This is a genomic window from Mycobacterium sp. IDUB_17, assembly GCF_055419465.1.
This window is the reverse complement of the sequence record NZ_JBVAXS010000001.1, coordinates 228,152-254,080: the sequence shown is the minus strand read 5'-3', so window position 1 is coordinate 254,080 and position 25,929 is coordinate 228,152. Positions and strand designations below refer to the sequence as shown.

The following is a 25,929-nucleotide window of genomic DNA, read 5'->3' as shown; positions in this document are numbered from 1 at the left end:
GGGCGCAGGTCAACCGGCAACTACCCCAGGTGCGCCTGAAGCAACCAGGCCGCCACCGACTTGCGGTCATTGCCCTCGTCACGGATGTCCATCCCGGCGAAATCGGCGAAGGTGGCGAATTCGGCAGGCACGTGGGCGTGGATGCGGGCCGGCCGGACATCGTCGATCACCCAGTACTTACCGACGACCTCGCGCAATTCGGCCTCGGTGACCGGATTGGCCGGCCCGGTATCACCCATCGTCCCCTTGTCGAACACCAGCACGAAGTAGGAGGCGCCGGGTGCAGCGGCCCGGACGATCGACTGCTGGTAGCCCTCACGAAGTTCCACCGGCATGGAGTGGAACAACGTGCTGTCGACGATCGTGCCGAAGCGGCCGTCGTAGCCGGTGAACGCGCTGATGTCGGCGACTTCGAAGGTCGCGTTGGTCAGCCCCCGCTTGGCGGCCTCGGCCCGGGCCATGTCGATGGCGGTGGCCGACTGGTCCAGCCCGACCGTGGTGAACCCCCGCTCTGCCAGGTCCAGCGCGGTGGCCGCCTCACCACAGCCGGCGTCGAGGACGTCGCCGTGGAACTTGCCTTCTGCGATCAGTGCCGCAATCTCGGGCTGCGGTTCGCCGATACTCCACGGCGGGCGCACCCCGGCGAACTCGGGAGCCTCACCGCGGTAAGCCGATTCGAACATTGCATCTGACATTTCGCTTGGTGTGGTCATACGTCCGGTATATCAACGTGGTTGATATGTGTCAATATGCTTGATATGAACTCCGAAACGGGGGGCACCCTCGAGGAGCAGCCACTCGGATACCTGATGTACCGCGTCGTCGCGGTGCTGCAGCCGAAGGTCACCGCGCAGCTGCAGCCACTCGGACTCACGCTGCCCGAATTCGTCTGCCTGCGAGTGCTGTCTCTGTTTCCCGGCCAGTCCAACGCCGAGCTCGCCCGCCACACCAACGTCTCACCGCAGGCCATGAACAACGTGCTGCGCGGCCTGCAGGACCGCGGTGCGGTACGCAGACCCGCCACCGTCAATTCGGGACGGGCACTCCCGGCCGAACTGACGGCCGAGGGAGCCGAATTGCTCAAACGCGCCGAAGCGGCAGTGCTTGCCGCCGAGGACAATGTGCTCGACCGGCTCGACCCCCTGCAGCGACGCGAACTCAAGCGACTCCTGGCCCAGGCGGTGATCTGAGGGGCGCGCGTGGCGCGCCGAACAGCCGCGCAGTCGGTAATGTCCCAGGCGCATGAAGATCGTTCTGGCCCCGGACTCGTTCAAGGAGTCGATGACCGCGTCGCAAGCGGTGGCAGCGATGCGCGAGGGCGTCCGGTCGGTACTGCCCGACGCCGAGTGCATCGGGGTACCGATGGCCGACGGCGGCGAAGGGACGGTAGACGCCGTCGTCGACGCGCTCGGCGGAGACCGCGTCACGGTCGAGGTCAGCGATCCACTGGGTCGGCCGGTCCGCGCCACCTATGGCTACATCGCCGAGCGCCGCCTGGCCGTGATCGAGATGGCCAGCGCCTCGGGCCTGGAGCTGGTGGCTCCGGCGGATCGAGACATCCTGCGCGCCAGCACGTTCGGGGTAGGCCAGCTGATCATCTCGGCGCTGGACCACGGCGCGGCCGAGCTGCTGATCGGGATCGGCGGTTCTGCGACGAATGACGGCGGGGCCGGCATGCTCACCGCCCTCGGCGTCTCCTTCACCGACGCCGCGGGTGCCGCACTACCGCCGGGCGGCGCTGCCCTGGCCCGGCTCCGGCACATCGATGTCTCGGGTCTGGATCCCCGACTGGCTGACACTCACATCCGGATTGCGTCCGACGTCACCGCACCGCTGCTCGGAACCGGTGGTGCCAGTGCAGTTTTCGGCCCACAGAAGGGTGCCACACCTGACGACGTCGAGATTCTCGAAGCCGCGCTGACCCGCCTGGTCGCGGTGACCGGCGCTGCGCTCGGTCACGCCCGGCCCGACCGTCCCGGCTCTGGTGCCGCCGGCGGCCTGGGCTTCGGCCTGATGGAATTCCTTGCCGCCGAATGTGCGCCGGGTGTCGACGTGATCGCCCAAGCCGTGGGACTGGAACAGTCGCTGGCCGGGGCGGCCTGGGTGTTCACCGGCGAAGGCAGCGTGGACGCCCAGACCATGTTGGGCAAGACACCGTTCGGTGTCGCCCGGGTAGCCGTGCGTACCGGTGCGCGGGTGGTGATCTTCGCCGGCCGGGTGGCGGCCGACGCCGATGTACTGCTGGCCAACGGCGTCGAGAAACTGGTGGCCATCACCGCACCGGGCACTCCGCTGGATCAGGCCTTACGTGACGGCCCGGCCGCATTGGCCCGTGCGGCCGCCGCCGTCTGCCGCACCCTCTAGCCCGAGCAGTCCCCCGCAAGCGGGAGGGAATCAGAGGATGGCGGCCGCGATGATCAGGCCGAAGGCCAGATAGGAAGCCGTGACGACCAGGACCTGCGGGGTGAACTTCTCGGAGGCCAGAACGCCGCCGATGTCGATCCCCTTGATCGCACCGACCAGCCGGACCGAGAACGCCTGGGCCGCAATGCCCAACAGACCGAACACCAGGGTGGTGATCAGACCTTGGATCAGGTCACCCGACGAGCTGTAGATGGCCAGCACGATGATCAACGCCATCGAGACCACGCCGGACGCCGTAATCGCAGCGGCGTTGGGGCGCCCGGCCTGCACCAGGGCCCGCAACGGTCCCGGCGTGGTCCAGTCGATCACGTAGAAACCCAGGATCAACAGCGCCACACCGACAATCGAGTACAGCACGATCGCCGACACCCCGTGACCGAGGACCGACCAGTAATCGGGGCCGAGCACAACCAGAGTGGTTGTCATAGGGGTTATTCCTTCCAGGTCACAGCGGGATGCGGTGTGGCACAAAGGCAGCGCCGTTGTCGGTGACGAGACCGGAGGTCTCGCGGATCCCGAGTCCGGCGGATTCGTCGCCGACGATCCAGGCGCCCAATGCGGGACGCATATCGTCGAATTGCGGTAGCGGATCGAGCAACTGGTACACGTAGCCCTCTTCGCCGTACACGCCGCCCGTCTCGGTCTCGTACCCGGCGCCCACGATGGTGATGTTGGCGCCCTCACGTCCCAATTTGGGTTTGCGCACGTAGTCGGTCAGCTCGTGCGGGTCATCGACGTAGGCGGGCAACAGGTTCGGGTGCCCGGGATACATCTCCCACAGCACCGCGAGGATCGCCTTGTTACTCAGCAGCGTCTTCCACAGCGGCTCCACCCACATGGTGGCAGGCAGCTGTTCGACCGCCCGGCGGCCGAAATCGTCGTCGAGCATCCACTCCCACGGGTAGAGCTTGAAGATCGACGCCATGGGGGCTTCCTCGAGGTCGACGAATCGGTCGAGATCCGGGTCGAACCCGATGTCCTCGATCGCCAGACCCACGGTGCGCAGCCCGGCCTCGGCCGCACACTCCTGGAGGTAGGCCACGGTCACGTGATCCTCACCGCTGAGTTCGGCCCCCGACCAGGTGAAGTACGTCTCCGGTCCCGGAAGCCGGTCCCTGATCTCAGCCCAGCGGGCAACCAGCTTCTCGTGCAACGAGTTCCACTGATCGTCGGCCGGGTACACGTCGGTCTTCCAGTGCCATTGCAGGATCGCCGCTTCCAGCAGTGTGGTCGGCGTGTCGGCGTTGTACTCCAGCAGTACCGGCGGCCTGCGGCCGTCGTAGCGTAGGTCGAACCGGCCGTACAGGTGCGGATCACTACGCCGCCAGGACTTCTCGATGTGCTCCCAGCTCCATTCGGGAAGCCCGAAGTCGCGGTAGCGCCCGGTCAGTACGACGTGCTCGACGGCCTCAAGGCACATCGAGTGCAGCACCTCCACTGAGGCCTCGATCGAGAGCACCTCGTCCATGTCGAAGACGTAGTGCACCGATTCGTCCCAGTACGGACGGTCGGCACCGGTCGCGTCGCGCGCCGGAGTCCCGTAACACATCCCCTGGTCGGCGACGATCTGTTCCCAGCCGGCCCGCGGGGAACTACGTTGACGGCGCATTCAGCTTCCCGAGCTTTTGCCGTAGCTCGACGACGAACCGAAGCCGCCGCGCGAGATCGACGTCCCAGACTTGGTCTTGGCTGTGGTGCCCTTGGGCTGTTCGATGGTCCCGCCCCGGGCAATGGTGCCCACCCCGCCGTTGTTGCCGCCGTAGTAGTACCGGTACGGCGAGCCCAGGTAGATGAACGTGCCCCCGGAACCGCTGTGTCCACTGGAGCAATACGAATCGGGCACCACCTCGTTGGTGCCCTCCTTGACGCACGACGCCGCGATTTCCTCTTTGTGCAGCAGGTGGTAGCCGAGTGCGACCACGCCCACCACGCCCACCACGGCCACCGACCCCATCAGGATCTTGCCGTTCCTGGCCTTGCGGTCCTGGGCCTTCTGTTCCTGCAGGGCCGCGAACTGCGCGGCCACCTCACGGGCCTTCTGGGCCTTGTCGCGTTGACGTGCCTCGGCCACGGTCGGTGGCCGCGGCGTGGCGGTAGCCGGATCCTGCCAACGTATCGATCCCCGACCGTCCTGGCTCCACTGGTCGTCTGGCCCAGACGTCATTCCCACCCCCGCAAACTCTGACACCTGCCGGTCATCATAGGAGGACGCTGCCAGTTGCGTGTCCAGCACCTGACCAAAACCGGCACGCGAAGGCGGGGCCGCACCTCTGTACCAGCGCCCGGGGTGCGCAAAAACCGGCTATTTCACCGCTTTTCGCGCCCGCTTGCGCGGGGCCGCGGGGGCCGGATCCTGAATGCGCGGCCAAGGCCTGGCCTCCTCGAGCTCGTAGGCCAGCTCCAGCAGCAGGGCTTCCCGGCCCCGGGTCGCCGACAGCATCATGCCCACCGGCAGGCCGGTGTCGGTCTGGGCCAGCGGCAGCGAGATGGCCGGATCCCCGGTGGCGTTCTGCAACGGGGTGAACGCCACCCACCCCAGCAGACGGTCGATGATCTGCTCGTAGTCCGCCGTCGGGTCGAGACGGCCGATCTCGAGGGTGGGCTCGGCCAGGGTCGGCATGAGCACCGCGTCATAGCTGTTGGACAGACGCTCGGTGATCCGCCGCGACCGCGCCAGCCGGACGATCGCCGGAGGGACCCGATGCAAGTTGCGCGAGGCGAGCCGGTCCAGCCCGAGCGTCAGGCTGTCGAGCTTGTCGCGGTCGAAACTCGGGCCGAAGGACCGCTTCCCGCCGCGTACGAGTGCGTACGCCAGGAACGCCCAGTACAGCAGGAAATCATCCTTGAACCGGGCCGGGACCGGGTTGCCGATCACGGTGATCTGGTGGCCGAGTTCCTCGAGGAGCGCGGCGGTCTTGTGCGTCAGCTCGGTCATCTCCGGACCGGCATCGTGCACGATGGACTGCGTGCACACCGCGATGCGCAGGCGCTGTTTGCCCGGGCGGCTGACATCGCCGATCGGCGGCAGCTTGGGATTGTGGTAGACGCGTTCCATCTCCCGAAGCAGCGCGGCGGTGTCACGCACCGATCGGGTGAGCACCCCGTCGGACACGATCCGCAACGGCATCATCCGCATGTCCTTGTCCTGCGGAAGCCGGCCCCGGGTGGGCTTGAGGCCGACCAACCCGTTGCAGGCGGCCGGGATCCGGATCGACCCGCCCCCGTCGTTGGCGTGGGCGATGGGAACCACCCCCGATGCGACGAACGCACCGGAGCCCGAGGACGACGCACCCGCGGTGAAGGCCGGGTTCCACGGGTTGCGGACCGGCCCGAGCCGCGGATGCTCACACGACGCACTGAAACCGAACTCCGAGAGCCGGGTCTTGCCCAGCGGTACCAGACCCGTGGCCAGGTAGGCGCGGGCGAAGTCACCGTTGGCCGTTTCGGGCCGGGGTTCCCACGCGTCGGTACCGCGCATGGTCGGCATGCCCTGGACCGCGGCGTTGTCCTTGACGAAGGTCGGGACACCGTCGAAGAACCCGCCGTAGCGGCTGGGGGCCGCGCCCCGGGCATGGGCCCGATCGAAGGCTTCGAACGCCAGACCGTTGAGGGTGGGATTGACCGCCTCGACCCGCGCGACGGCGGCCTCGATCAGGTCGGCTGCCGATACCCGGCCGGCCCGCAGTTCCTCTACCAGGCCGACGGCATCGTGCTCGCCGAGGGCATCGTCGCCGAAGGCGCTCAGGCGGGTCGGGGCATTTCGCGCTGGGCGCGGACCGCTAGTCACGCTGTGACGCTAGCAAGCCGACATCACTGCGCCCGAGCCACGCTCTGCAGCGCGGCCAGATGCTCGTCGACTGTCCGCAGTCCGGCACCCATGGTGTTCACCGTGACGTGGGTGGCTCCGGCGTCGGCCCATGCCGCGATGTCGGCTGCGGTCTGGTCCGGATCGCCGGCCCAGCCCACTCGCCCCTCCATCCCGATGGTCGCCGGGTCGCGGTCTGCGGAAACGGCGGCGCGCTCGACCCGGGCCCGGGCATCGTCGAGCTCCGGGCCTGGTCCGATCATGGGGAACCAGCCGTCGCCCAGCCGCCCGGCCCGCTCCAACGCCCGGGCGGAGGCCGCTCCGAACCACACCGGGATCGGGCGCTGCACGGGTAACGGCGCCAGGCCGGCACCGGTCACCCGGTGGTAACGGCCCTCGAACGTGACCGACGATTCGGTCCACAGCCGGCGCATCAGCTCAACCTGCTCCTCGGACCGCTTGCCGCGGTTTCCGAAATCTTCGCCGAGCGCCTCGTACTCGACCGCATTCCAGCCCAGCCCGACGCCCAGGCGCAGCTTCCCGCCGGTGAGCAGGTCAACCTCGGCCGCCTGTTTGGCCACCAGTACGGCTTGACGCTGCGGCAGGATGACCACCCCGGTCACCAACTCCAGCGAGGTGACGGCGGCCAGGTAACCGAACATCACCATCGGCTCGTGGAATGTGGTGTACAGGTCGTAGGGCCCCGCCCAGTCCCGGTGTACGGCCGGATCGGCGCCGACGACGTGGTCGTAAGCCAGGATGTGGGTGAAGCCCAGCTCCTCGACACGCTGGCCGTAGGCGCGCACGGCTCCCGGATCTCCGCCGAGTTCCGTCTGCGGAAATACCACACCTACGCGCATGTCACCTCCAACACCATTGGTACCTGCCACACTCCCACATCGGCAAAGCCCCTAGCCCCTGCGAAAGCAACTACCCGGCACCGACCGCATCACGAATGAACAAAACCCCGCACTTTCCGGGATCGCCGGAATGAGCGCGGGGTTTTGCGGCGGGCGGTGGGTGTGCCGCCCGGGTCTTCTGGTGTGTTAGGCCTGACCGACCTCGAACCGCACGAAGCGGGTCACGGTGACCCCGGCGTCGTCCAGCAGTGCCTTGACGGTCTTCTTGTTGTCGGACACCGACGGCTGGTCCAGCAGCACGACGTCCTTGTAGTAGCCCGTGACGCGACCTTCGACGATCTTGGGCAGAGCCTGCTCGGGCTTGCCCTCTTCCTTCGCGGTCTCCTCGGCGATGCGACGCTCGTTGGCGACGATGTCCTCGGGCACGTCCTCACGGGTGAGGTACTTGGCCTTGAGCGCGGCGATCTGCAGAGCGACCGCGTGCGCGGCCTCCTTGCCCTTGTCCGCGTCCCCGGCCTGGTACTCGACCAGCACACCGACGGCCGGCGGCAGGTCCGCGGCACGCTTGTGCAGGTAGGTCTCGACCGTGCCGTCGAAGTAGGCGGCCCGACGCAGCTCGAGCTTCTCGCCGATCTTGGCGCTCAGGTCAGCGATGGCCTGCTCGACGGTGGTATCCCCGACCTTCGCGGCCTTGAGGGCATCCACGTCGCCGGCCTTCGCAGCGGCGGCAGCCGCGACGACCTGCTCGGCGAGCTCCTGGAATTCGGCGTTCTTGGCGACGAAGTCGGTCTCGGAGTTCAACTCGATCAGCGCGCCGTCCTTGGCCACGACCAGGCCCTCGGCAGTGGCGCGCTCAGCGCGCTTGCCGACGTCCTTGGCGCCCTTGATACGAAGCAGCTCGACAGCCTTGTCGAAGTCGCCGCCGGCCTCGACCAGAGCGTTCTTCGAGTCGAGCATGCCGGCGCCAGTCAGCTCCCGCAGTCGCTTGACGTCGGCAGCGGTGTAGTTAGCCATTTAAAGACTTCTCCTGGAATTACGAAGCGTCAGTGGATGTTTCGGGTGCAGCAGCGGCCTCGCCCTCGGGGGTGCCTGCAGTGGCACCGGCCAGCAGCTCCTGCTCCCACTCGGCGAGCGGCTCGACACCCGCGGCGTCCTGCTTCTCACCGGCACCTTGGCCGGCGCGAGCCTGCAGGCCCTCGGCCACCGCGGAGGCGACGACCTTGGTCAGCAGGGCGGCCGAACGGATCGCGTCGTCGTTGCCCGGGATCGGGTAGTTGACCTGATCGGGATCGCAGTTGGTGTCCAGGATCGCGATGACCGGGATGCCCAGCTTGATGGCCTCATTGACCGCCAGGTGCTCCTTGTTGGTATCGACGACCCAGATGGCCGACGGCACCTTGGCCATGTCACGGATACCGCCGAGGCTGCGCTCAAGCTTGTTCTTCTCACGCGTGAGCATGAGGATTTCCTTCTTGGTGCGACCCTCGAAGCCACCGGTCTGCTCCATGGCCTCGAGCTCCTTCATACGCTGAAGGCGCTTGTGCACGGTGGAGAAGTTGGTGAGCATGCCGCCCAGCCAGCGCTGGTTCACGTAGGGCATGCCGACGCGGGTGGCCTCTTCGGCGATGGACTCCTGCGCCTGCTTCTTGGTGCCGACGAACAGGACGGTGCCACCGTGGGCGACCGTCTCCTTGACGAACTCGTACGCCTGGTCGATGTAGGTCAGCGTCTGCTGCAGGTCGATGATGTAGATGCCATTGCGGTCGGTGAAGATGAACCGCTTCATCTTGGGGTTCCAGCGACGGGTCTGATGCCCGAAGTGAGCGCCGCTGTCAAGCAGCTGCTTCATGGTTACAACAGCCATGAGTTGGTGGTTCCTTTATGTCGGTTGTCGCCCGGCGTCGGGTGATGCCAGGCCCTGGTGCCCACTGGTTGCCGAACCCGATCTGGGGAATCCCAGGTCAGGACCGTCGGCACCCGTGTACGACCCCGTTGCGGCAGTCGAATGCGCAGACACGCGAAGTCAGCCCGCAAGCGAGCTGCGGGTAGAAGTTTACACGCTGAACAGGGGTGCTTTTACCACGCAGCGAAGCCGGACGCATTCATCCACAACCCGGGTTTCGGGGCTTTCGCCCGCGCCGGGACGGCGCTGAACTGAGATGGTGAGGTTTGGCGCCGCCGTGCTGATGCTGGGATTGGCATCGATCTTGCCGGTCACCGCCAACGCCGAGGGCTCGCGGCTGCATTGGCCGGTATCACCGCGACCGGCGGTGACCAGGGGTTTCGACGCCCCCTCCCCCAACTGGAACCGCGGCCATCGCGGCGTCGATCTGGCGGCCGCGCCCCAGCAACCCGTCTACGCCGCCGGCCCGGGCACCGTCGTCTTCGCCGGCGTGCTCGCGGGGCGTCCGGTGGTATCGGTCGCCCACCCGGGTGGGCTACGGACCAGCTACGAGCCGGTGCAGGCCGCGGTACGGCCCGGTCAGACGGTGAGTGCGGGCCAGCTGCTCGGCACGCTCTTGGCCGGCCATCCCGGATGTGGGGTGGCCGCGTGCCTGCACTGGGGTGCGATGTGGGGTGCGGCGGCCCGGGCCGACTACGTCGACCCGCTCGGGCTGCTGGCCGAGACCCCGATCCGGCTCAAACCGCTCCACCGGTGACAGTTTTGCGCACACTCACACCGCAGTCAGGGCGGCCTACTGTCGGAACCATGACCACCGCGTCGCGATCCCACCGCAACCGGCCCATGCGATTCGGTCTGCACACCGCGCTGCCCCGCGGCACGGACTTCGCCGAATTCGCCGTCACAGTCGAGGAATCCGGATTCGACGTACTGACCATTCCCGACCATCTGATCGGGTCACTGTCACCGTTCGCCGGCGCGGCAGCGGCGTGCGCGGTGACCACCCGACTGCACACCGGAACTCTGGTGCTCAACAACGATCTTCGGCACCCGGTCGACGTCGCGCGCGAATCGGCGACGACGGCGGCACTGTCGGGCGGACGGTTCGAGTTGGGTCTGGGCGCGGGCCATATGAAATCCGAGTACGACGCCGCCGGCCTCAGGTTCGATTCCGCCGGCACGCGCGTGGACCGTCTGGTCGAGTCGGTCGAGGTGATCCGCCCGCTGCTCGCCGGCGAGCCGATCAACGTCGACGGGGCGCACTACTGTGTGCGCGCCGCCGCCGGCGAGCTGGTCGCGGCGCCAGACGTTGCCGTTCCACTGCTCGTCGGGGGTAACGGCACCCGGGTGTTGCGGTTGGCGGGGCGGGTGGCCGATATCGCCGGCCTGGCAGGTTTCAGTCACAACCACGACGCCACCGAAGTGCGGTTGACCCATTTCGATGCGGCGGGCCTGCAGGACCGCATCTCGGTTGTGCGCGAGGCGGCCGGCGATCGCTTCGAGGACATCGAACTGAACGCGCTCATCCAGTTCGTGGTGCCCACGGAGAATCCGGCGAAGGCCGCCGCGGAGCTCGCCGCCCAGCTGGAGACAGATCCGGAGCTGTTGCTGGAGTCCCCGTTCGTGCTGCTGGGCACGTATCAGCAGATGGCCGAGGCGTTGGCCGACCGTCAGCACCGATTCGGCATCAGCTATTGGACGGTGTTCGACGAATGGCCCGGCCGCGAATCAGCTCTGCCGCACCTGGCCGAGGTGCTCAGGCTGCTGCGCTGATGTCCCGCAGGAATCCGCTGATCGCGGCGAGTACGACGTCCGGCTGGTCACGCTGAACCCAGTGTCCGGCACCGCCAACGATTTTCAGCTGCGCATCCGGGATCAGCTCGGCAGCGGCGCGGGCTCGCGCGACGGGAACGCCGGGGTCTCGATCGCCGTGGATGACGAGGGCAGGGCACCTCACCTCCGACAGCCGTGACGTGTAGTCGGTGCGCAGCCGGTTCCACCCGACCTGGTCGCGTTGCCATTGTTCGAACGCGTCGAATCCGTCGGGTTGTGCTGCCGCAGCCATGATCTCGTCCATCAACGCGTCGGTCAGCTGCCGCGGATCCCTGATCAGCGCGTGCATGCTGCGGGTCATCGCAGCCCGGTTGGTGCCGACCCAATGGGTCACCGCACCGAGCAGACCCGTGCGCACCATCGCCCAGGTGACCAGTTGACGGGCACCCGACAGCGCTCCGTCCGACAGCCGGGGCATGATGCCGTAGCTGCCCAGCAGCATCGCGCCGGCCATCCGGTCCGGGCGGTCCAGCACGTGGCCGATCGTCATACCGCCACCGAGCGACAACCCGCCGATCACATAGCGGTCCAGCTCCAACCCGTCGACGAACTCCGCGACGTAGGCGACCAACCGGTCCTGGGTCACCGGCCGGTGCGCCGGCGGGCTCTGACCGTAGCCGGGGTGGTCCGGGGCGATGACGCGGTAACCCGCGTCGGCCAGTCGGGGGCCGATGCCGCCCCATGACAACGACGCGTTGTCCACGCCGCCGCCGTGCAGCAATACGACGGTCGAAATGGGTTGGTGGGGCGCCCAGGTGAGATACGAGACGGGTCCGGACGGCAGGTCCACGATGGATCGGATTGCGCGTTCTCCTAGTTCTTCACGTTCCGGGATGTCAGGCCCGCGGGTGGGCCTGGTCGTGCACTGCCCGCAGCCTTTCGACGGTGACATGGGTGTAGAGCTGCGTGGTGGCCAGCGAGGTGTGGCCCAGCAACTCCTGCACTATGCGCAGGTCGGCACCGCCTTCGAGCAGGTGGGTGGCCGCGCTGTGGCGCAGCCCGTGCGGGCCGATGTCGGGGGCGCCGTCGACGGCAGAGACGGTCTGGTGCACGACTGTGCGGGCCTGACGCGGATCGAGCCGTTTGCCGCGGGCGCCGAGCAACAGCGCCGGGCCGGAATCGGCAGTCGCCACGGCGGGGCGGCCTTCGGCGAGCCAGGCCGTCAACGCGATGTGTGCGGGCTCCCCGAAGGGGACGGTGCGCTGCTTGTTGCCCTTGCCCAGCACCTGCAGCACCCGGCGTGAGGTGTCGATATCGTCGATGTCCAGCCCGCACAACTCGCTGACCCGGATCCCGGTGGCATAGAGCATCTCCACGATCAGCCGGTCCCGCAGGGCCAGCGGATCACCTTCGCGCGCAGCGGAATTCATCGCCTCCATGGCGTCGATCGCCTGATCGCGACGTAACACCGCGGGCAGGGTGCGGTGCGCTTTGGGTACGTGCAACCGAGCCGCGACGTCCTCCGACAGCAATCCCCGCCGGGCCGCCCAGGTGCAGAAGGTCTTGACCGTCGAGGTGCGTCGCGCCAGCGTGGTCCGCGCTGCTCCGGCCGTGGCCTGGCCGGCCAGCCAGGACCGAAGCGCCGGCAGGGTCACGGTCTCCAGGCCACCGCCGGTGAAGTCGAACAACGCCGACAGGTCACCGCGGTACGCCCGGCGAGTGTGCTCAGACCTGCCGCACTGCAGCGCCAGGTATTCGTCGAACTCGGCGAGCACATCCTGAACTGCGGGCACCGTGCCACGGTGGCAGAAGTACGCCCGCCCCGCACCTGACGCGCCGAGCCGCTACCGTCGCGTGACCATCACGGGTTCATCTCGTAGCGGCCGGCCAGTCCGCGCACACCTGCCACCACGCGATCCCGGCGCGCGGCGTCGGCCACCGGCTGCTTGACGATGTCGAGGGCGCGCTGCTGTTGCACGGCGGTGGCATCCGGATGGCAGTGCAGCTTGGTCGCGTGCGTGGACATGTCGGTGACGAGCACCTCGAAGAGCTGGTCGATCAGATCGGTGTCGATCGCTTCGATCTCCGCCTGCTCCAGGATCAGCTGGGCGTATGGGATCAGGGTGAACATCTCACCGATCGCGAACAGGAAGTCGACATTGCTTTGTTGATCGGCGGTGGGTGTCGCCACCGCCAGCAGGGTCTGCAACGCCAGGGCCTGGTCGAGGAACACCGCGACATTCGGCGTCGACGAGAACTGGCGCAGCACCGACTGCCAGTCCCCGAACCTGATCTTCCCCAACCCGCTGCTCGGCCCCTGCCGGAACAGGAAGTCGTCGTTGGTCGCATCCCTGCGCGTCGGAATCTCCGGCACCTCGGCCAGCAGCGACTTGAGTTGAGGAATACGTTGCGCCACAGGCGAACCTGCGATCGCACCCCCGGCCGCACGCAGGCCACCGGCGAGCGCGCTCACCAGCGGCGCCGGAGCCCGGCCGACAGGCAGCACGGACAGCGCCGCCAGCCCCGCATCGGATGCGCCGAACATGTAGTTCTGCATGAACTTCAGCGACAGTGCCATATTGACGTGCACCGTGCCCTCCAGCCGCGGCAAGCCGGTGAGCCCCAGCAGCGCCATGGTGAAGTACATGTCGGATTCGAAGGCCCGGGCCGCGATGGTGTCGGCGAGCAACGTCACGATCTTCTCGCCCTCGCGGGTGACGTTCATCTTCTCGATCGCGTTGAACAACAGGTAGCGCCGGTCGTCCGGGCTTGCGCTGCGCATGTAATCGATGGCCCGCTCGCTGTAGAGCTTCATCCCGATCAACCGGGCGTAGCCGTCGGCGAGCATGCGGCGGATCTGCGGGAACTCGGTGACCCGCCGGCCGAACAGCACGCGGTTCTCGGCGTGGGTGACGGCCTCGTACATCGCATGCTCACAGGCCCCGATCGCCCCGAATCCGAGGTTGAACTTGCCGATGTTGACCGTGTTGATCGCGGCGTTGAAGGCCGCCTTACCCTCATGCAGGATGTCGTCGGCACTGACCGGATAGTTCTCCAGGTCGAACGCCGCGACGTACATCTGGCCATCGACGACGTTCTTGCGCAGGTGGTAGTTCGAATGTTGGCTGTTGGCGGCGAAGAACAGGTATCCGTCGAAATCCTGCTCAGGACGGCGCCGGTCGAGGTCGGCACTGTCGATGATGGGTTTGTCGGAGCGACGGCCGAACACCGAGACCATGCCCGCCAGGTTGCCGTTGCCGATGTAGTACTTGCCACCGCTCGCCGCGTACGACCCGTCCGCATTCGGTGTCAGCACCATGTCGGTCGAGTAGACGTCGGCGCCGTGGGCCTGCTCGGACAGCCCGAAAGCGAAGATCTCCCCCGAATCCAGTAGGGCGGCCGCCTTCTTCCGCGCCGCCGCGTTCTCCGACTGCCAGATCGGGCCAAGCCCGAGGATCGTGACCTGCCAGACGTACCAGTACTGCATGCCGTAGAACCCGAGGATCTGGCTGTACATGGCGTTGCGCGCGGTATCCCAGCGTTTGTCGGGGTCGCCGTCGGCCTCAGATGCCGGGGTCAGGAACGTCGCGAAGATGCCCTCCCGCTTGACCAGGTCGAGAAAGTCGCTGTACCAGACCCGATCCCGGTCCTGCTGCTTGAGCCACCGCTTGCCGTGGGACTCGAAGAAGTCGATGGTGGCCCGGAAGATCTCCCGGGTTCTGGTGTCGAACTGGTCGAAGTCGGTCCGGTTCGGGTCGAACAGGACATCAGATCGTGCGGTCACGCCAAACTCCCTAGGTAGGACTGAGATTCGACGAGGCCCTCGTCGCTGGGCAGTTGCCCCTGCCCGAACACCCGCTCGTGCTGGCGGGCCCGCAGCTCGTGATGTGCATCGGCGGGTTTGGCGTAGCCGTAACGCTTGCGGCCCTCTTCGGGGCTGAGCACCTCGGTCGACCGCGGCGGTATGCCCATGATGTAAGGGCCCGCGATCGGCACCACGGACGGCGAAATGATCTTGGCCACCAAGAGCTTCAGCCGCGGCACGCGGTTGACCACGCCGAAACCGAGCTTGAGCACCGGCCGCACGGCCAGGTCCACCACGCGCGGCTGATCGAATCCACTGAGCCTGCGCATCCACCTCGGCATCGTGGCGATGGTGCCCGCACGGAGGAACCAGTTGAGAATCTCGACGGCCTGCTTCGCGATCCGCGGCGCGGGCGGCAGCACCACCTTGGCGTTGAGCAGGTGGTCCATCATCGCGCGGGCGGCCTCGCTGACGGCGAGGTGTGGCCGCATCTGCTCGAAGTACTCGTTGATGCCCTCGCGGGTCCGCGGGACGTCGGCCGGATCGCAGGTCTGGAACTCGGCCGCGCGGGCGCAGTCCTGCCAGTAGCGGGCCTCCTCCTCGGCCGTCAGCGTTCCGCCGCCGTACAGCTCGTAGGCCTTGAGCACCGAGTGCCAGCCGGTCAGCAGGATCCACAGCTGCGACTGGGGGTCGTTGGCGTCGTACTTGTTGCCGCTGAGCGGTTCGGTACCAATGGCTTTCGAGTGGACTTTCACCAGGACATCGGCGGCCTTGAGCACCGATTCGGTGTCGGCGAACGCGACCATCGCGAAGTAGCGCACAGTCCGGTCGTAACGCGTGCGGGGCCGGTCGTAGTTGGCGCCGGTGGTGTCGACCGCGGCGATCAGGGCGGGATCGAGTTCCTCGACCACCACGGCGCGCTGCAGTCCGATGATCGGCGTGGTCGCATGACCCCAGACCTTCCAGGTCACCGAATCCGGCCCGAAGAACCCATAGTCAGCCATCGGCTGGAGATCAGACATGCGATAACTCCTCTGTTCTGGATCAGGCGGTGCGAAACGCCCGATAGGTGGCCGATCCGATGAATTCACCCAATGTGGTTGGGGTCCAGTTCTTTCCGTCGTCGTGCAACAAGGTCCGCACCGCGCCTTCACAGGTGGACACGAACTGTTCGACCAGCACCGGCAGCTTCCTGTCGGCGTCGGTGGTGCCCCAACGTTCCAGCGTGGGCGCCAGCCGTCGGGAGACCTTGCCGACCATCAGCGCGCGACCGTTGCGGAAGTGTTTGGCCACGGCCGGATCCGGGTCGGCGCTCATCACGAGCCGCCAGGAATCGGGCCGGCCGGCGACCGTCTCAAGCAGCGCCTGGAAGCCCTCGACGAAGACGGCTTCGTCAGCGTCCGCGCGGCCGTAGGGCAGCGCATCGACCGCCCCCTGGACCAACAGCGCCAACTCCCGCTCGAGCAAGGCCCTCAGCAGTTCGACCCGATCGGGAAAGCACGAGTACACCACCGGGCGGGTGACCTTGAGTCGCTGAGCCACCGCGCCGATCGTGACGGCCGCGACCCCCTCGGACACCGCAATCGCCAGGGCCGCATCCAGCACCTGCGGGCGCCGCCGCTCGGGGCCCAGGTGAGCGGCCCGCCCGCGAACGGTTTCTACACTCATGAAGGAAAATGCTACACGCATGAATATTCTGGGCGCCACCCCCAATTACCTGGCGTTTTACCTGTTCAGAACTTCAGCGCTACACCGACCCGAGCGTCACGGGATGACGGGCAGGGTCACCGCGGACGGGTGCTGCGCGTCATGCAGGACGGTCTGGTTGGCGGTGCGGACCTGGGTGTCCTGCCCGAACGGCGCGCCGGTGTTCGGGTTCGGCGCGAACTGCGGATAGTCGCTGCTGGAGATCTCCAGTCGAATGCGATCACCGGTGCCGAACTGGTAACTGGTCGGCCAGACCTGTATCTGGAAGGGATAGGGCTGCCCGGGCAGGATCGGAGTGGGGTTGGACAGCGAATCCCGAAACGCCGTCCGCACGATGCCGTTGTTGAGGTTGATCACCTGGCCGTCTGGTTTCACCACCGCAAGTTTGGCCGTGAAATCCGTATCGACGGCACTGGATTGGGCCCACAGCCGCACCGATACCGGCCCCGTCACCTCGGTGTCATGGTCGAGCGGTGGGCTGCTGTAGACCAGGACGTCGGAACGCTGTTCGACGGGGGTCTGGTCGTACGGGCCCTGCGGGCCACTCAGCGCGCCGCAGCATGAATGCCCGCCCGTGCTCGGCACCGGGAAAGCCGGGTCGTAGGTGTAGGTGTCGGCTGCCTGTGCACCGGGTGCGGCGGCCACGAGTTGGCCTTGGCGATCGGCGATTCCGCCCGGACCGGACAGGTACATGGTCGTCCACCGGGTCTGCGGCAGTGGCCATTGCGTCGCCGACTTCCACTTGTTCGCCCCCATGAGGAAGTAGTCGACGCGGGGCTGACCGGTCGTGACCGGATTTCCGTCGGGAGCATCGGTGTCCTTGAGGAAGTGGTCGTACCAGGCCACCATCAGTTCATTGATCGGGCTGTTGCCGACCGCCCCGATCCCGCGGAGCAGTGGAGCCGGTTCGGAGTCGGGCCGACCCCAGTTGACGTGGTCCCACGGACCGATGACCAGGCGCTGGTTGCCCCGGGCCGTCTGGGTGCCGCCGTGTGCGACCATGCCGGTGAAGTTCTCGACACCGCCGGCGAGAAAGGCGTCATACCAGCCTTCGAAGTCGAGGACGGGTACCCGCACCGAACCGTAGCGCTCCCTGATGCTGACCCGCTGCCAGAAGTCGTCACGAGTCGAATGCCGGATCCAGTCGAAATACCAGGGCGCGACAGCGGGGTTGCCCGGTTGTAGCGACGGCACGTCTTTGAACGGCCGGAAGTTCATCCAGCGGGTGGGATCGGCCGCGGCCGCGGTCAATTGCGCTGCCGCGGCCTGATCGTGACGGTTCTCCGCGGCGGTCAACGCCAGCGAGCCGATGGCCCACGGCTGGACGAATGCCAGCCGGAATTGCCCTCCCTCATACGTCCATCCGTCGTAGTAGTCCGAGGCGGTGTTGGCCGGCGCGATCGTCACGAGATGTGGCGGAGCGGTGACTGCCGCCAACCACTGCGTGGCGCCGACATACGACGACCCGTACATGCCGACCTTGCCGCTGGACCCGGGCAGCGCCGCAGCCCACTCCACGGAGTCGTAGCCGTCGTCCATGTCGTGGGTGAACTCTTCGAAGACTCCGCCCGAGGCGCCCTGGCCGCGGACATCCTGAATGACCACCAGATAACAGTGCGACGCGAACCAATCCGGTGGCCGGTAGCGCGTCTCGGCCTGAGCGCCCGATTTCCCGTACTGGGTGCGCATCAGCAGCACCGGAACGGGACGGTCGATACGCGGCCGGTACACGTCGGCGCGCAGCACGGTGCCGTCGCGCATGGTCGCCGGCACATCCGTCTGTTCGGTCACCTGACACGGCCCGCGCCCCGCGGCGGGCGGAAACGGCTGCCGGGGCCCGCCGCCGCACCCGCCGAGGACCAGCACGGCGACAGCCGCGATCGTCAAACCGCGAGCGACTACGGAGCGCACCCTTTGACCGTAATCCCGGGGACGTCCGGTGATCTGCCGTCCGGCAACGCCGGTCCGGTCAGTCGACCCGCCGCAACGCGTCGGGCGTGAGATCGGCCAGCGTCGGGTACCCGTCGACGCCCATGATCAGGTCGGCCTCGGCGAGCATCGACCGCAGCACGTGCACGATGCCGTCGGCGCCGCCCAGCGCCAGCCCGTACGCATACGGGCGGCCCACACCTACCGCGGTGGCACCCAGTGCGAGCGCCTTGACGATGTCGGCGCCGTTGCGGATTCCCGAGTCGAACAACACCGGCAGCCCGTCGGCGGCCTCGACCACGCCGGGCAGGCAGTCGATCGCGGGAAGGCCGCCATTGGCTTGGCGCCCACCATGATTGGAGCAGTAGATACCGTCGACGCCGCCGTCTTTTGCCCGCCGGACGTCATCGGGGTGACAGATGCCCTTGAGGATCAGCGGCAGCTTGGTCAGTGACCGCAGCCACGGCAGGTCGTCCCAGGTGAGCGGATTGCCGAACAGGCTGACCCAGCGCAGCACGGTGGCCTGCGGGTTCTCCTCGGGCGGCTGCGGCAACCCGGCCCGGAACACCGGGTCGCTGGTGTAGTTGGCCAGGCACTTGCCCCGCAACTGCGGGAAGTTGGAGGTGGCCAGGTCCCGCGGCCGCCAACCCGGCACCCAGGTGTCGAGCGTGACGACGATGCCCTTGAATCCGGCCTTCTCGGCGCGCTGCACCAGACTGGCGGCCAGATCCTTGTCGGTCGGTGTGTACAGCTGGAAAAAGCCTGGGGTGTCCCCGAATTCGGCGGCGACGTCTTCCAGGGGGTCCTCGGTCAGGGTGGACAACACCAACGGCACCCCGGTGCGCGCGGCGGCGCGGGCGCCGGCCAGATCACCGTGACCGTCCTGCCCGCAGATGCCCAGCACCCCGATCGGTGCCATGAACAACGGCGTCGGCAGTTTGAGCCCGAACAGGTCGACGGACAGGTCGCGTTCCCGGTGGGCGTTGAACATGCGGGGCATCAGCCCCCACCGGTCGAAAGCGGTGCGGTTGACCTGCTGGGTGCGCTCGTCGCCGGCCCCGCCTGCCACATAGGACCAGATCGAGGCCGGCATGGCCGCCTGGGCCTTGGCCTCCAGCCCCGCGTAGTCCATCGGCATGGTCGGCAGCACGCCCGACAGCCCCTGCAGGTAGATCTCGAGTTGATAGTCGCCGTACGCCATGACGGCTACCTTGCCACCTGGTCTCAGCCCGCGGTGTCGGCCTCCGCTTTCGCCAGCTCGGCCTTCCACTGCCGGAACGTCTCCTCGGTGCGCCCGCGGCGCCAGTACCCCGAGATCGACCCCGCCCATTTCGCCGCGACGCCGCGCTCCTTGCGGATGTAGGGACGCAGGTTGTGCATGACGGCCTGGGCCTCGCCGTGGATGAACACCTGAACCTGACCCGGCAGCCAGGCCGCCTCCTTGACCGCGGCGATCAGCGGTGCGTTGTCTCCGGCCTTGTCGTCACCGACCAGGTCGGCTCGCCCCCCTCGGTGGATCCAGTTGACCTCGACCCCGGCCGGAGCGGTGAGCTCGACCTCGTCCTCATGGCCGGCGACCTCGATGAAGACCTTGCCGGTCGCATCGGCGGGCAAGGCTTCGAGGGCGGCACCGATGGCCGGCAGAGCGGCCTCGTCACCGGCCAACAGGTGCCAGTCAGCGGCCGGGTCCGGGTTGTAGGCCCCACTGGGCCCCATCAGGTAGGCGGGCTGGCCCGGCACCGCTGCCGCGGCCCAGGGTGCGGCCACGCCCTGCTCACCGTGCACGACGAAGTCGATGGTGATCTCGCGGCGCTCCTCGTCGAACTTGCGCACGGTGTAGGTCCGCACCGTGGGGCGCAGTTCGGCGGGCACGTCCTGAAAGCTGTCCAGCGTCAAGGGTTTCGGCAGCGCCGACACATCCACCGCAGCGGGAACGATGGCGAGTTTGACGTAGGCATCGCTGAAGTCGTTGGGCGAGAACGTGTCGAAGCCCGTCCCCTCACCCGATCCACCCAGCACCAACCTGACCATATGGGGGGTCAATTGCTCGCGATGCACCACCTGGAATGTATGCATTGGTCGTCCTGCCATGGCGCCTCCAAGATCATCTGCCGCTCGTTTATTAGCCGACCTCATCGACTATACGGAGACCACGGGCCAGCCTGGGTGCTACGTGAATCAGGCCTCGGATCTCCCCCGGACCCCGGCCGGCCTCACAACAAATCGGCGGATACCTGGCCCTCCCCTACCGACCCGGGGGTTGCTGCGCGGACCCGGCGCCGACGCGCGATCCGCCAGCATCCGTCGACGCTCTCGACCAGCCCGGCCAACTCCAGCATCGTCAACGGCGCCAGCACCTGGTGCGGCGGAAGCGCGGCGAGCATCGCGATCTCGTCCACGGTGTGTGCACCGCGCGCCGGCAGCGCGTCGTAGACCTGTTTCTCAACCGGTGCGAGCCCATCGAGGGGCCCAGCCGGATGGGGTTCCTCTGGCGCCAGTTCGCCTATCCGACCGACGAGTTCGACGATCTGCTCGGCCCGGTCGACCAGAACAGCGCCGTTCCGCAACAGCGCATGGCAGCCCGCCGATGCGGCCGAGGTCACCGGCCCCGGAACGGCACACACTTCCCGGCCCAGCGACCTGGCCCACGCCGCGGTATTGGCCGCGCCGCTGCGCACCCCCGCCTCCACCACCACCGTCGCACCGGAAAGCGCGGCCACCAACCGGTTGCGGGTGAGAAACCTCAACCGGCCCGGCGATGTCCCGGGCGGGTACTCGCTGACCAGCAGACAGTCCTGGCGGATCCGGTGGAACAGCGCGCTGTGCCCGGCCGGGTACGGGTTGTCGATACCACCGGCCACGATCGCGACCGTTACTCCCTCACATGCCAACGCCGCGCGGTGGGCTGCCCCATCGACGCCGTAGGCCCCGCCGGACACCACCGTCACGTTCCGTTCGACGAGACCGGCGGCCAGCTCAGCGGCGACATGCTCGCCGTAGGCGGTCGCCGCACGGGTCCCGACGATCGCCGCGGCCCGCTCGGCCGCCTCGTCGAGGCGCACGGGCCCGACCGCCCACAACACCAGCGGAGGGTGTCCGTTCGAGCGTTTGGGTACCGCATCCCCGCGAAACGCCCGGAAGCGCAGCAGCGGCCACTCGTCGTCATCGGGCGTGATCAATCGCCCGCCCATCCTGTCGAGGACATCCAGGTCCTCTGCCGCACAATCGAATTCCCGCCGCGCCTCGACTCGGCGCAACACCTCGGTGTCGACCTGTCCGGCTTTGACCCGGCCGGCCGCCTCGACCGGACCCACCTGCGTGACCAAGGCCGCCAACTGCGGGCACGGCGGTTCGGCCACCCGCGACAGATACGCCCATGCACGCCGCACCTCGTCGGTCATGCCACACCCCCGGCCTGCCGGAAGCTCAATGCGGTGGCGACGTCCTCATGGGCGGGCATGGTCCGTCCGGCCAGATCCGCCAGGGTCCAAGCGACCCTCAAACAACGGTCGGCACCGCGCATGCTGATCACGCCACGGTCGAGTACCGACCGTAACGGCTCCATCGCGGCTTTGGGCAATCGGAATTCGCGCCGCAGCAACGGTCCGCCGACCTCCGCATTGGTGCCGATCCCGTACGGTTTCCACCGTTCCCGGGCGGCCAGGCGCGCCGCGGCGACCCGCTCACGGACCACCGCGCTGGACTCGCCCGACTGTGGCATGAACGCCCCTGCACTGACCGGATACAGCTCCACCCGCAAGTCGACACGATCCACCAGAGGCCCCGACAACTTGCCCCTATACCGGAGCTTGGCTTGGGCCGAACAGACACAGTCGGCCGAATTGGGTGGGGCACACGGGCAGGGATTCGCCGCCAGAACCAGTTGGAACCGGGCCGGATAACAGGCCACCCCATCGCGGCGAGCCAACCGGATCTCGCCGTCCTCCAAGGGAGTTCGCAACGCCTCCAGGGCACTGGATCCCATTTCGGCGAACTCGTCGAGAAACAACACACCCCGGTGCGCCCGACTGACCGCCCCGGGACGCGCGAACCCACTGCCGCCGCCGACCAGTGCCGCCACGCTCGAGGTGTGGTGCGGAGCCACAAACGGAGGCCGGGTGATCAGCGGTGTGTCCCCCGCCAACAGCCCCGCCACCGAATGAACCGCGGTCACCTCAAGCGATTCAGCCGACGACAGCGGCGGCAACAAGCCCGGAAGCCGTTGCGCCAACATCGTTTTCCCGATACCGGGCGGCCCGGTCAACATCAGGTGATGGGCACCGGCGGCCGCCACCTCGACGGCATAACGAGCCTGGGCCTGCCCGACCACATCGGCGAGATCCGCCGTCGCTTCCAGAGCGTGGCCCGGCGCAGCGACCCGGGCCTGCAGATCGCCCTTACCGTCGAGCCAGGCCTGCAGTTGCCGCAGGGTTCGCACACCGCAGACCTCGATGCCGTCGACCAGACTGGCCTCGGCCAGGTTGTCGACCGGCACCACCACCGTGGGCCAGCCCTCCTGCTTGGCCGCCAGTACCGCCGGCAATACGCCGTGCACCGGACGGACCCGGCCGTCGAGAGCGAGTTCACCGAGCAACACCGACTTTTCCAGCCGTGCCCACGCCGACTTGGTGTGCGCCGAGAGCACCGCCGCCGCCAGTGCCACGTCGTAGACCGACCCGACCTTGCGCAGCGTGGCCGGGGACAACGCCAACGTCAGGCGCGACATCGGCCACGTGTTGCCGCAATTGGTGATCGCCGCGCGCACCCGGTCCCGCGATTCCTGCAGGGCGGTGTCGGGCAGCCCCACCAGGTTCACGCTGGGCAGCCCCGACGTGATGTCCGCCTCGATCTCCACGATGACGCCGTCCACGCCGCGTACGGCCACCGAATAGGCTCTACCCAAACCCATTTCAACCCACCCCCTTGAGGTGCGTCAGTTCCGGTTCTCGGCGCCGGCCGACGCGCACCCCGATCACATCGATACGCAGCGCGGCGAAGCGAGACTCCTGCTCAGCCAGCCATAGCGCCGCCAACCGGCGGATACGGCGCACCTTCTGCGCCGTGACGGCCTCGGCAAGCCCACCGAAACCGTCCCCGGTACGGGTCTTCACCTCGACGAAGACCACCGTGTTCGTGGCGACCTCTTCGGCGATCACGTCGAGCTCGCCGTATCGACACCGCCAGTTGCGCGTCAACGTCCGCAACCCCTGTGCCGCCAGATGCTCGACGGCCAACTGTTCACCCAGTGCGCCGATCTCGGCCCGTGTCAGAGAACTCATGCCCACACCGTGCGGACACGGTCCGACAGAACCGGCTCAATCAGGCCGACTTATCCCCAGCGTCGATTTCATCCACAGGGCCCCGATCTGATGCGTGTTGACGAGCCGCATCAAAGATGCCGTCCGGCAACCGACCCGGGCTGCCCAGACGGCCGCTACGCTGTCAAGCCGATCAACCGAAATCCCGTGTCCACTACATGGGGGCAAGGGCGAACTGCGATCAACGAGGTCGGAGTCGCGGATGAATGGAGCGATGATGAGCATCCAGGGATGCGACAGCGGAACCCCCGACGGCGAAGAAACAGCGGCGACAGGTATTCCCGCACCGCTGCTTCGGGATTACCGCCACATCGGAGGAATCGAATCGATCGAGGTTGACGGCACTCGGTACTTCTTCGGTTACGACTACAGCGAAGATCTGGTCCTGTCCCCACTCATCAACGACAACGAACTCATGTCGGTCTTCGCGGAGACACACATGGAGCAACGGGACGGCCTTCACGATCGTGCGTACTGGCGGGATCTCGTTGATGGATCACCTGAATCCTCAGGATTGGCGGACCCGGAATCTTGTTCGTTCGAGTCCGAACAACTGCGGTTGATCGTCATCTCACTGAAGAATGTTGCAGAAGCCGGAGTGCCGGTGCCTGACTTCCACTACCCCTATCACCTCAGATTCCTGCTGTCATCCGCCGGGCAATGGAAAGAGCAGTTCACCGCAACCGCAGAGGGCATGAGGGTCATCAAGGGCACTGAGAGCCCTGCCGCGGAGACCACGCTCGAGCAGATCGCTCGGGACGTTCTCGTTGAGACTCGGAATGCGATGGATGCCGCCGGAGGAAACTGGGCGGAGATCTTCGGCGCACTCACCCCATGACACCACGCGGTACTGCGCCCTCGATTGCTGTGATCGGCCGACACAGGGTTTGCTCAGGAAGCGTCAATGCCCCTCCGCCGGAGCCAATTTCGATGATGGGTCCGTCTGCCTTGGTGACAAGGCCGACGATCCTGTCAACCGCTGTGCGATCGGTGAGGAAGTTCTGACCGAGCTCGTGCCACCCAGCGCGATGGTGGGCATGGGCTGAAACCTCTCGATAGTCGATACGGCGCGTTGCGGTCTGTCATATGGACTTCTCCTCGGTAGGCGCTCCCAGAGACGCTCGGCGCCTATGGTCCCCGCCCTTCTCCGGGGAGAGTCGGCGTTCGTAGTGGACAAGTTCGACTTCATGTCCGGATGGAGCAATCCCGGTAGCCGTTGTCAGCACTTCGAATCCCGCACGTGTCAAGGTTTTCTGCGATGCGCGATTGTCCGTGGCGGTTCGGGCGGTGATCGCGACGAGACCACTACGACATGCGAATTCGGAAGCAAGTTCCAGAGCGTCAATTGATCGGCCCGAGCCTCTGGCATCCGGGTGGAGCCAGAAGCCGACCTCGGCACTCTCGGCAGTCACGTCGAAGATGACGAGGCTGCCCAGGAAGTCATCGGTCGTCGCGTCGACGATGCTCAACATTGCCAGATCCGCTCGGCGAAGCCCTTCTGGAACAACCGTATTCGCCAGTCGAGTCACCAACTCGACCGTGTAGTTCGGTTCCGGTAGGTGCGCGTAGGCACGAACCGAAGGGTCGCGAGTGCCCTCGACATAGATGGCGGCATCGCGTGCGGCGAGAGGGCGGAGGCTGGTTCGGGAGCCGGCGAGCGGCAGCAGTGTGGAGTCGAACACCCCTTTAAACTAACAGTGTTCGGTTAAGCTTGGGTGTGAGTTACTGGTTACGCGCCAAACCTGTCCGCCGCGCTCGGGCAGTCGCGGTCGAGGACATCGCCCGCGAAGCAGTCGACATGTTGGACGAACATGGCATTCAGGCGCTCTCGCTACGCAGCCTTGCCGGAACGTTGCGCGTAGCTCCCGCGAGCCTCTACTCCCGTATCAGCAGTGTCGACGATGTCCTCGACCTCGCCCTCGACCACGCGCTGACAACCGATGCCCCATTTCGACGGGCCATGGATGAAGTAGGCCACCTCGACCTGCTGGTGGCCTATTACCGTCACCTGATCGCGCATCCGTGGGCGGTGACTGTCGTGACACTGCGCCCTCCTCGCGGACCCGCCTACCTCAACTTCTCCGAGACTCTCTGTAAACGACTGCAGCAGGACGGTGTCGACAACGTACTAACGACCGCCTATGCCATGTCGAACTACGTTCTCGGCTGCGCGGCTACGGCGCAGGCGGCCGCACGCGAACTACACACTCCCGCAAGCCAGGAGAACTCCCCGTTATACGAGAGACTTCGATCCGAATACGAGCACAGTCCAGACGTCGTGGTGCAGGAAGGCCTGAAGGCGCTCCGACACATCCGGTAGCGGCACCGTCGATGCCGATGGCCGTCGGTCAGCGATTCACGGCGTCTCAGGTTTCGCACCCGCCGGCCCCGGTAGTGTCCTTAGG

At 67.1% G+C, this 25,929-nt stretch carries 26 protein-coding genes and 1 pseudogene; 6 read left to right on the top strand and 21 right to left on the bottom strand.

The genetic code is table 11. The features are described from left to right. Positions 1 to 20: 20 nt before the first annotated feature. A complete protein-coding gene (locus ACZYZ7_RS01260; protein ID WP_450068804.1) occupies positions 21 to 713 on the bottom strand; it encodes a class I SAM-dependent methyltransferase in 693 nt (230 codons plus the stop codon). Positions 714 to 749: 36 nt separating this feature from the next. Between ACZYZ7_RS01260 and ACZYZ7_RS01255 the strand changes: the two genes are divergently transcribed. Together ACZYZ7_RS01255 and ACZYZ7_RS01250 are read left to right on the top strand one after the other, a co-directional pair. Then, positions 750 to 1,190 (top strand): MarR family winged helix-turn-helix transcriptional regulator, encoded by a 441-nt coding sequence (locus ACZYZ7_RS01255; protein WP_450068803.1) that lies wholly within the window; start codon positions 750 to 752, stop codon positions 1,188 to 1,190. 52 nt (positions 1,191 to 1,242) lie between these two features. Then, a complete protein-coding gene (locus ACZYZ7_RS01250) occupies positions 1,243 to 2,364 on the top strand; it encodes a glycerate kinase (protein ID WP_450068802.1) in 1,122 nt (373 codons plus the stop codon). Between the two features lie 30 nt (positions 2,365 to 2,394). Here ACZYZ7_RS01250 and ACZYZ7_RS01245 read toward each other — a convergent pair whose 3' ends face one another. From ACZYZ7_RS01245 to rpsB, 7 genes are all read right to left on the bottom strand, one after another. After that, positions 2,395 to 2,850: a DUF350 domain-containing protein gene (locus ACZYZ7_RS01245; RefSeq protein ID WP_450068801.1), complete on the bottom strand. Its 456-nt coding sequence runs from the start codon at positions 2,848 to 2,850 to the stop codon at positions 2,395 to 2,397. A 19-nt stretch (positions 2,851 to 2,869) separates the two neighbouring features. Continuing rightward, entirely contained in the window at positions 2,870 to 4,033 is a 1,164-nt protein-coding gene (locus ACZYZ7_RS01240; protein ID WP_135453658.1) for a glutathionylspermidine synthase family protein, read from the bottom strand. Further along, positions 4,034 to 4,588, bottom strand: a complete 555-nt coding sequence (locus ACZYZ7_RS01235; RefSeq protein WP_135453657.1) for a hypothetical protein — start codon at positions 4,586 to 4,588, stop codon at positions 4,034 to 4,036. A 138-nt stretch (positions 4,589 to 4,726) separates the two neighbouring features. Beyond that, on the bottom strand, positions 4,727 to 6,211 hold the full coding sequence (locus ACZYZ7_RS01230) for an amidase (RefSeq protein ID WP_450068800.1): 1,485 nt from the start codon (positions 6,209 to 6,211) through the stop codon (positions 4,727 to 4,729). A gap of 23 nt (positions 6,212 to 6,234) precedes the next feature. Next, a complete protein-coding gene (locus tag ACZYZ7_RS01225; protein ID WP_135453656.1) occupies positions 6,235 to 7,089 on the bottom strand; it encodes an LLM class F420-dependent oxidoreductase in 855 nt (284 codons plus the stop codon). 186 nt (positions 7,090 to 7,275) lie between these two features. Next, positions 7,276 to 8,103, bottom strand: a complete 828-nt coding sequence (gene tsf, locus ACZYZ7_RS01220) for a translation elongation factor Ts (protein ID WP_135453655.1) — start codon at positions 8,101 to 8,103, stop codon at positions 7,276 to 7,278. Positions 8,104 to 8,122: 19 nt separating this feature from the next. Beyond that, complete coding sequence (rpsB, locus tag ACZYZ7_RS01215) at positions 8,123 to 8,953, bottom strand: 30S ribosomal protein S2 (protein ID WP_135453654.1); 831 nt, start codon at positions 8,951 to 8,953, stop codon at positions 8,123 to 8,125. Positions 8,954 to 9,314: 361 nt separating this feature from the next. On the opposite strand from rpsB, the pseudogene ACZYZ7_RS01210 reads away from it, so the two are divergent. Further along, a pseudogene (locus tag ACZYZ7_RS01210) lies at positions 9,315 to 9,740 on the top strand (M23 family metallopeptidase); the annotation flags it as partial. 59 nt (positions 9,741 to 9,799) lie between these two features. Continuing rightward, a complete protein-coding gene (locus tag ACZYZ7_RS01205; RefSeq protein WP_450068799.1) occupies positions 9,800 to 10,765 on the top strand; it encodes a TIGR03621 family F420-dependent LLM class oxidoreductase in 966 nt (321 codons plus the stop codon). On the opposite strand, the gene ACZYZ7_RS01200 is transcribed toward ACZYZ7_RS01205, so the two are convergent. The 11 genes from ACZYZ7_RS01200 to ACZYZ7_RS01150 form a co-directional block, all read right to left on the bottom strand. Next, positions 10,749 to 11,615, bottom strand: a complete 867-nt coding sequence (locus tag ACZYZ7_RS01200; protein ID WP_463740064.1) for an alpha/beta fold hydrolase — start codon at positions 11,613 to 11,615, stop codon at positions 10,749 to 10,751. The genes ACZYZ7_RS01205 and ACZYZ7_RS01200 overlap by 17 nt on opposite strands. A 46-nt stretch (positions 11,616 to 11,661) precedes the next feature. Continuing rightward, positions 11,662 to 12,558 carry a tyrosine recombinase XerC gene (locus ACZYZ7_RS01195; RefSeq protein ID WP_463740063.1) on the bottom strand — a complete coding sequence of 299 codons (897 nt, stop codon included), beginning with the start codon at positions 12,556 to 12,558 and terminating at the stop codon, positions 11,662 to 11,664. A 68-nt stretch (positions 12,559 to 12,626) separates the two neighbouring features. After that, complete coding sequence (locus ACZYZ7_RS01190) at positions 12,627 to 14,549, bottom strand: acyl-CoA dehydrogenase family protein (protein ID WP_463740062.1); 1,923 nt, start codon at positions 14,547 to 14,549, stop codon at positions 12,627 to 12,629. Next, positions 14,546 to 15,592 (bottom strand): oxygenase MpaB family protein, encoded by a 1,047-nt coding sequence (locus tag ACZYZ7_RS01185; RefSeq protein WP_463740061.1) that lies wholly within the window; start codon positions 15,590 to 15,592, stop codon positions 14,546 to 14,548. The genes ACZYZ7_RS01190 and ACZYZ7_RS01185 overlap by 4 nt, the downstream gene beginning before the upstream one ends. 22 nt (positions 15,593 to 15,614) lie before the next feature. Further along, entirely contained in the window at positions 15,615 to 16,238 is a 624-nt protein-coding gene (locus tag ACZYZ7_RS01180) for a TetR/AcrR family transcriptional regulator (protein ID WP_135453648.1), read from the bottom strand. A gap of 96 nt (positions 16,239 to 16,334) precedes the next feature. After that, positions 16,335 to 18,188, bottom strand: coding sequence for a CocE/NonD family hydrolase (locus tag ACZYZ7_RS01175; RefSeq protein WP_463740060.1), 1,854 nt, complete (start codon positions 18,186 to 18,188; stop codon positions 16,335 to 16,337). A gap of 58 nt (positions 18,189 to 18,246) precedes the next feature. Further along, complete coding sequence (locus ACZYZ7_RS01170) at positions 18,247 to 19,407, bottom strand: alpha-hydroxy-acid oxidizing protein (RefSeq protein WP_463740059.1); 1,161 nt, start codon at positions 19,405 to 19,407, stop codon at positions 18,247 to 18,249. A 23-nt stretch (positions 19,408 to 19,430) separates the two neighbouring features. Next, a complete protein-coding gene (locus ACZYZ7_RS01165) occupies positions 19,431 to 20,297 on the bottom strand; it encodes a siderophore-interacting protein (RefSeq protein ID WP_463740058.1) in 867 nt (288 codons plus the stop codon). Between the two features lie 122 nt (positions 20,298 to 20,419). Continuing rightward, a complete protein-coding gene (dprA, locus tag ACZYZ7_RS01160; RefSeq protein WP_463740057.1) occupies positions 20,420 to 21,607 on the bottom strand; it encodes a DNA-processing protein DprA in 1,188 nt (395 codons plus the stop codon). Beyond that, on the bottom strand, positions 21,604 to 23,115 hold the full coding sequence (locus tag ACZYZ7_RS01155; RefSeq protein WP_450068790.1) for a YifB family Mg chelatase-like AAA ATPase: 1,512 nt from the start codon (positions 23,113 to 23,115) through the stop codon (positions 21,604 to 21,606). The genes dprA and ACZYZ7_RS01155 overlap by 4 nt, the downstream gene beginning before the upstream one ends. Before the next feature lies 1 nt (position 23,116). Further along, a complete protein-coding gene (locus ACZYZ7_RS01150; protein WP_167857800.1) occupies positions 23,117 to 23,485 on the bottom strand; it encodes a YraN family protein in 369 nt (122 codons plus the stop codon). A gap of 94 nt (positions 23,486 to 23,579) precedes the next feature. Here ACZYZ7_RS01150 and ACZYZ7_RS01145 point away from each other — a divergent pair, with 94 nt between their 5' ends. After that, complete coding sequence (locus ACZYZ7_RS01145; RefSeq protein ID WP_463740056.1) at positions 23,580 to 24,362, top strand: hypothetical protein; 783 nt, start codon at positions 23,580 to 23,582, stop codon at positions 24,360 to 24,362. Here ACZYZ7_RS01145 and ACZYZ7_RS01140 read toward each other — a convergent pair. Beyond that, the gene (locus ACZYZ7_RS01140; protein ID WP_463740535.1) at positions 24,352 to 24,588 is read right to left on the bottom strand and encodes an rRNA adenine N-6-methyltransferase family protein; all 237 of its coding nucleotides are present in this window, start codon (positions 24,586 to 24,588) and stop codon (positions 24,352 to 24,354) included. The genes ACZYZ7_RS01145 and ACZYZ7_RS01140 overlap by 11 nt on opposite strands. An 18-nt stretch (positions 24,589 to 24,606) precedes the next feature. Continuing rightward, entirely contained in the window at positions 24,607 to 25,206 is a 600-nt protein-coding gene (locus ACZYZ7_RS01135) for a GNAT family N-acetyltransferase (RefSeq protein WP_463740055.1), read from the bottom strand. Positions 25,207 to 25,322: 116 nt separating this feature from the next. On the opposite strand from ACZYZ7_RS01135, the gene ACZYZ7_RS01130 reads away from it, so the two are divergent. Then, on the top strand, positions 25,323 to 25,844 hold the full coding sequence (locus ACZYZ7_RS01130; RefSeq protein WP_450068787.1) for a TetR/AcrR family transcriptional regulator C-terminal domain-containing protein: 522 nt from the start codon (positions 25,323 to 25,325) through the stop codon (positions 25,842 to 25,844). The last annotated feature ends 85 nt before the right edge of the window (positions 25,845 to 25,929 follow it).

Excerpts from the sequence above, each read along its gene's own strand:
- ACZYZ7_RS01235 (WP_135453657.1), bottom strand. The coding sequence starts at position 4,588 with ATGACGTCTGGGCCAGACGACCAGTGGAGCCAGGACGGTCGGGGATCG.
- dprA (WP_463740057.1), bottom strand. The coding sequence starts at position 21,607 with ATGACCGACGAGGTGCGGCGTGCATGGGCGTATCTGTCGCGGGTGGCC.
- ACZYZ7_RS01245 (WP_450068801.1), bottom strand. The coding sequence starts at position 2,850 with ATGACAACCACTCTGGTTGTGCTCGGCCCCGATTACTGGTCGGTCCTC.
- ACZYZ7_RS01225 (WP_135453656.1), bottom strand. The coding sequence starts at position 7,089 with ATGCGCGTAGGTGTGGTATTTCCGCAGACGGAACTCGGCGGAGATCCG.
- ACZYZ7_RS01155 (WP_450068790.1), bottom strand. The coding sequence starts at position 23,115 with ATGGGTTTGGGTAGAGCCTATTCGGTGGCCGTACGCGGCGTGGACGGC.
- ACZYZ7_RS01250 (WP_450068802.1), top strand. The coding sequence starts at position 1,243 with ATGAAGATCGTTCTGGCCCCGGACTCGTTCAAGGAGTCGATGACCGCG.
- ACZYZ7_RS01255 (WP_450068803.1), top strand. The coding sequence starts at position 750 with ATGCTTGATATGAACTCCGAAACGGGGGGCACCCTCGAGGAGCAGCCA.
- ACZYZ7_RS01165 (WP_463740058.1), bottom strand. The coding sequence starts at position 20,297 with ATGGCAGGACGACCAATGCATACATTCCAGGTGGTGCATCGCGAGCAA.
- ACZYZ7_RS01185 (WP_463740061.1), bottom strand. The coding sequence starts at position 15,592 with ATGTCTGATCTCCAGCCGATGGCTGACTATGGGTTCTTCGGGCCGGAT.
- ACZYZ7_RS01170 (WP_463740059.1), bottom strand. The coding sequence starts at position 19,407 with ATGGCGTACGGCGACTATCAACTCGAGATCTACCTGCAGGGGCTGTCG.
- rpsB (WP_135453654.1), bottom strand. The coding sequence starts at position 8,953 with ATGGCTGTTGTAACCATGAAGCAGCTGCTTGACAGCGGCGCTCACTTC.
- ACZYZ7_RS01150 (WP_167857800.1), bottom strand. The coding sequence starts at position 23,485 with ATGAGTTCTCTGACACGGGCCGAGATCGGCGCACTGGGTGAACAGTTG.
- tsf (WP_135453655.1), bottom strand. The coding sequence starts at position 8,103 with ATGGCTAACTACACCGCTGCCGACGTCAAGCGACTGCGGGAGCTGACT.
- ACZYZ7_RS01130 (WP_450068787.1), top strand. The coding sequence starts at position 25,323 with ATGTTGGACGAACATGGCATTCAGGCGCTCTCGCTACGCAGCCTTGCC.
- ACZYZ7_RS01260 (WP_450068804.1), bottom strand. The coding sequence starts at position 713 with ATGACCACACCAAGCGAAATGTCAGATGCAATGTTCGAATCGGCTTAC.
- ACZYZ7_RS01180 (WP_135453648.1), bottom strand. The coding sequence starts at position 16,238 with ATGAGTGTAGAAACCGTTCGCGGGCGGGCCGCTCACCTGGGCCCCGAG.
- ACZYZ7_RS01205 (WP_450068799.1), top strand. The coding sequence starts at position 9,800 with ATGACCACCGCGTCGCGATCCCACCGCAACCGGCCCATGCGATTCGGT.
- ACZYZ7_RS01240 (WP_135453658.1), bottom strand. The coding sequence starts at position 4,033 with ATGCGCCGTCAACGTAGTTCCCCGCGGGCCGGCTGGGAACAGATCGTC.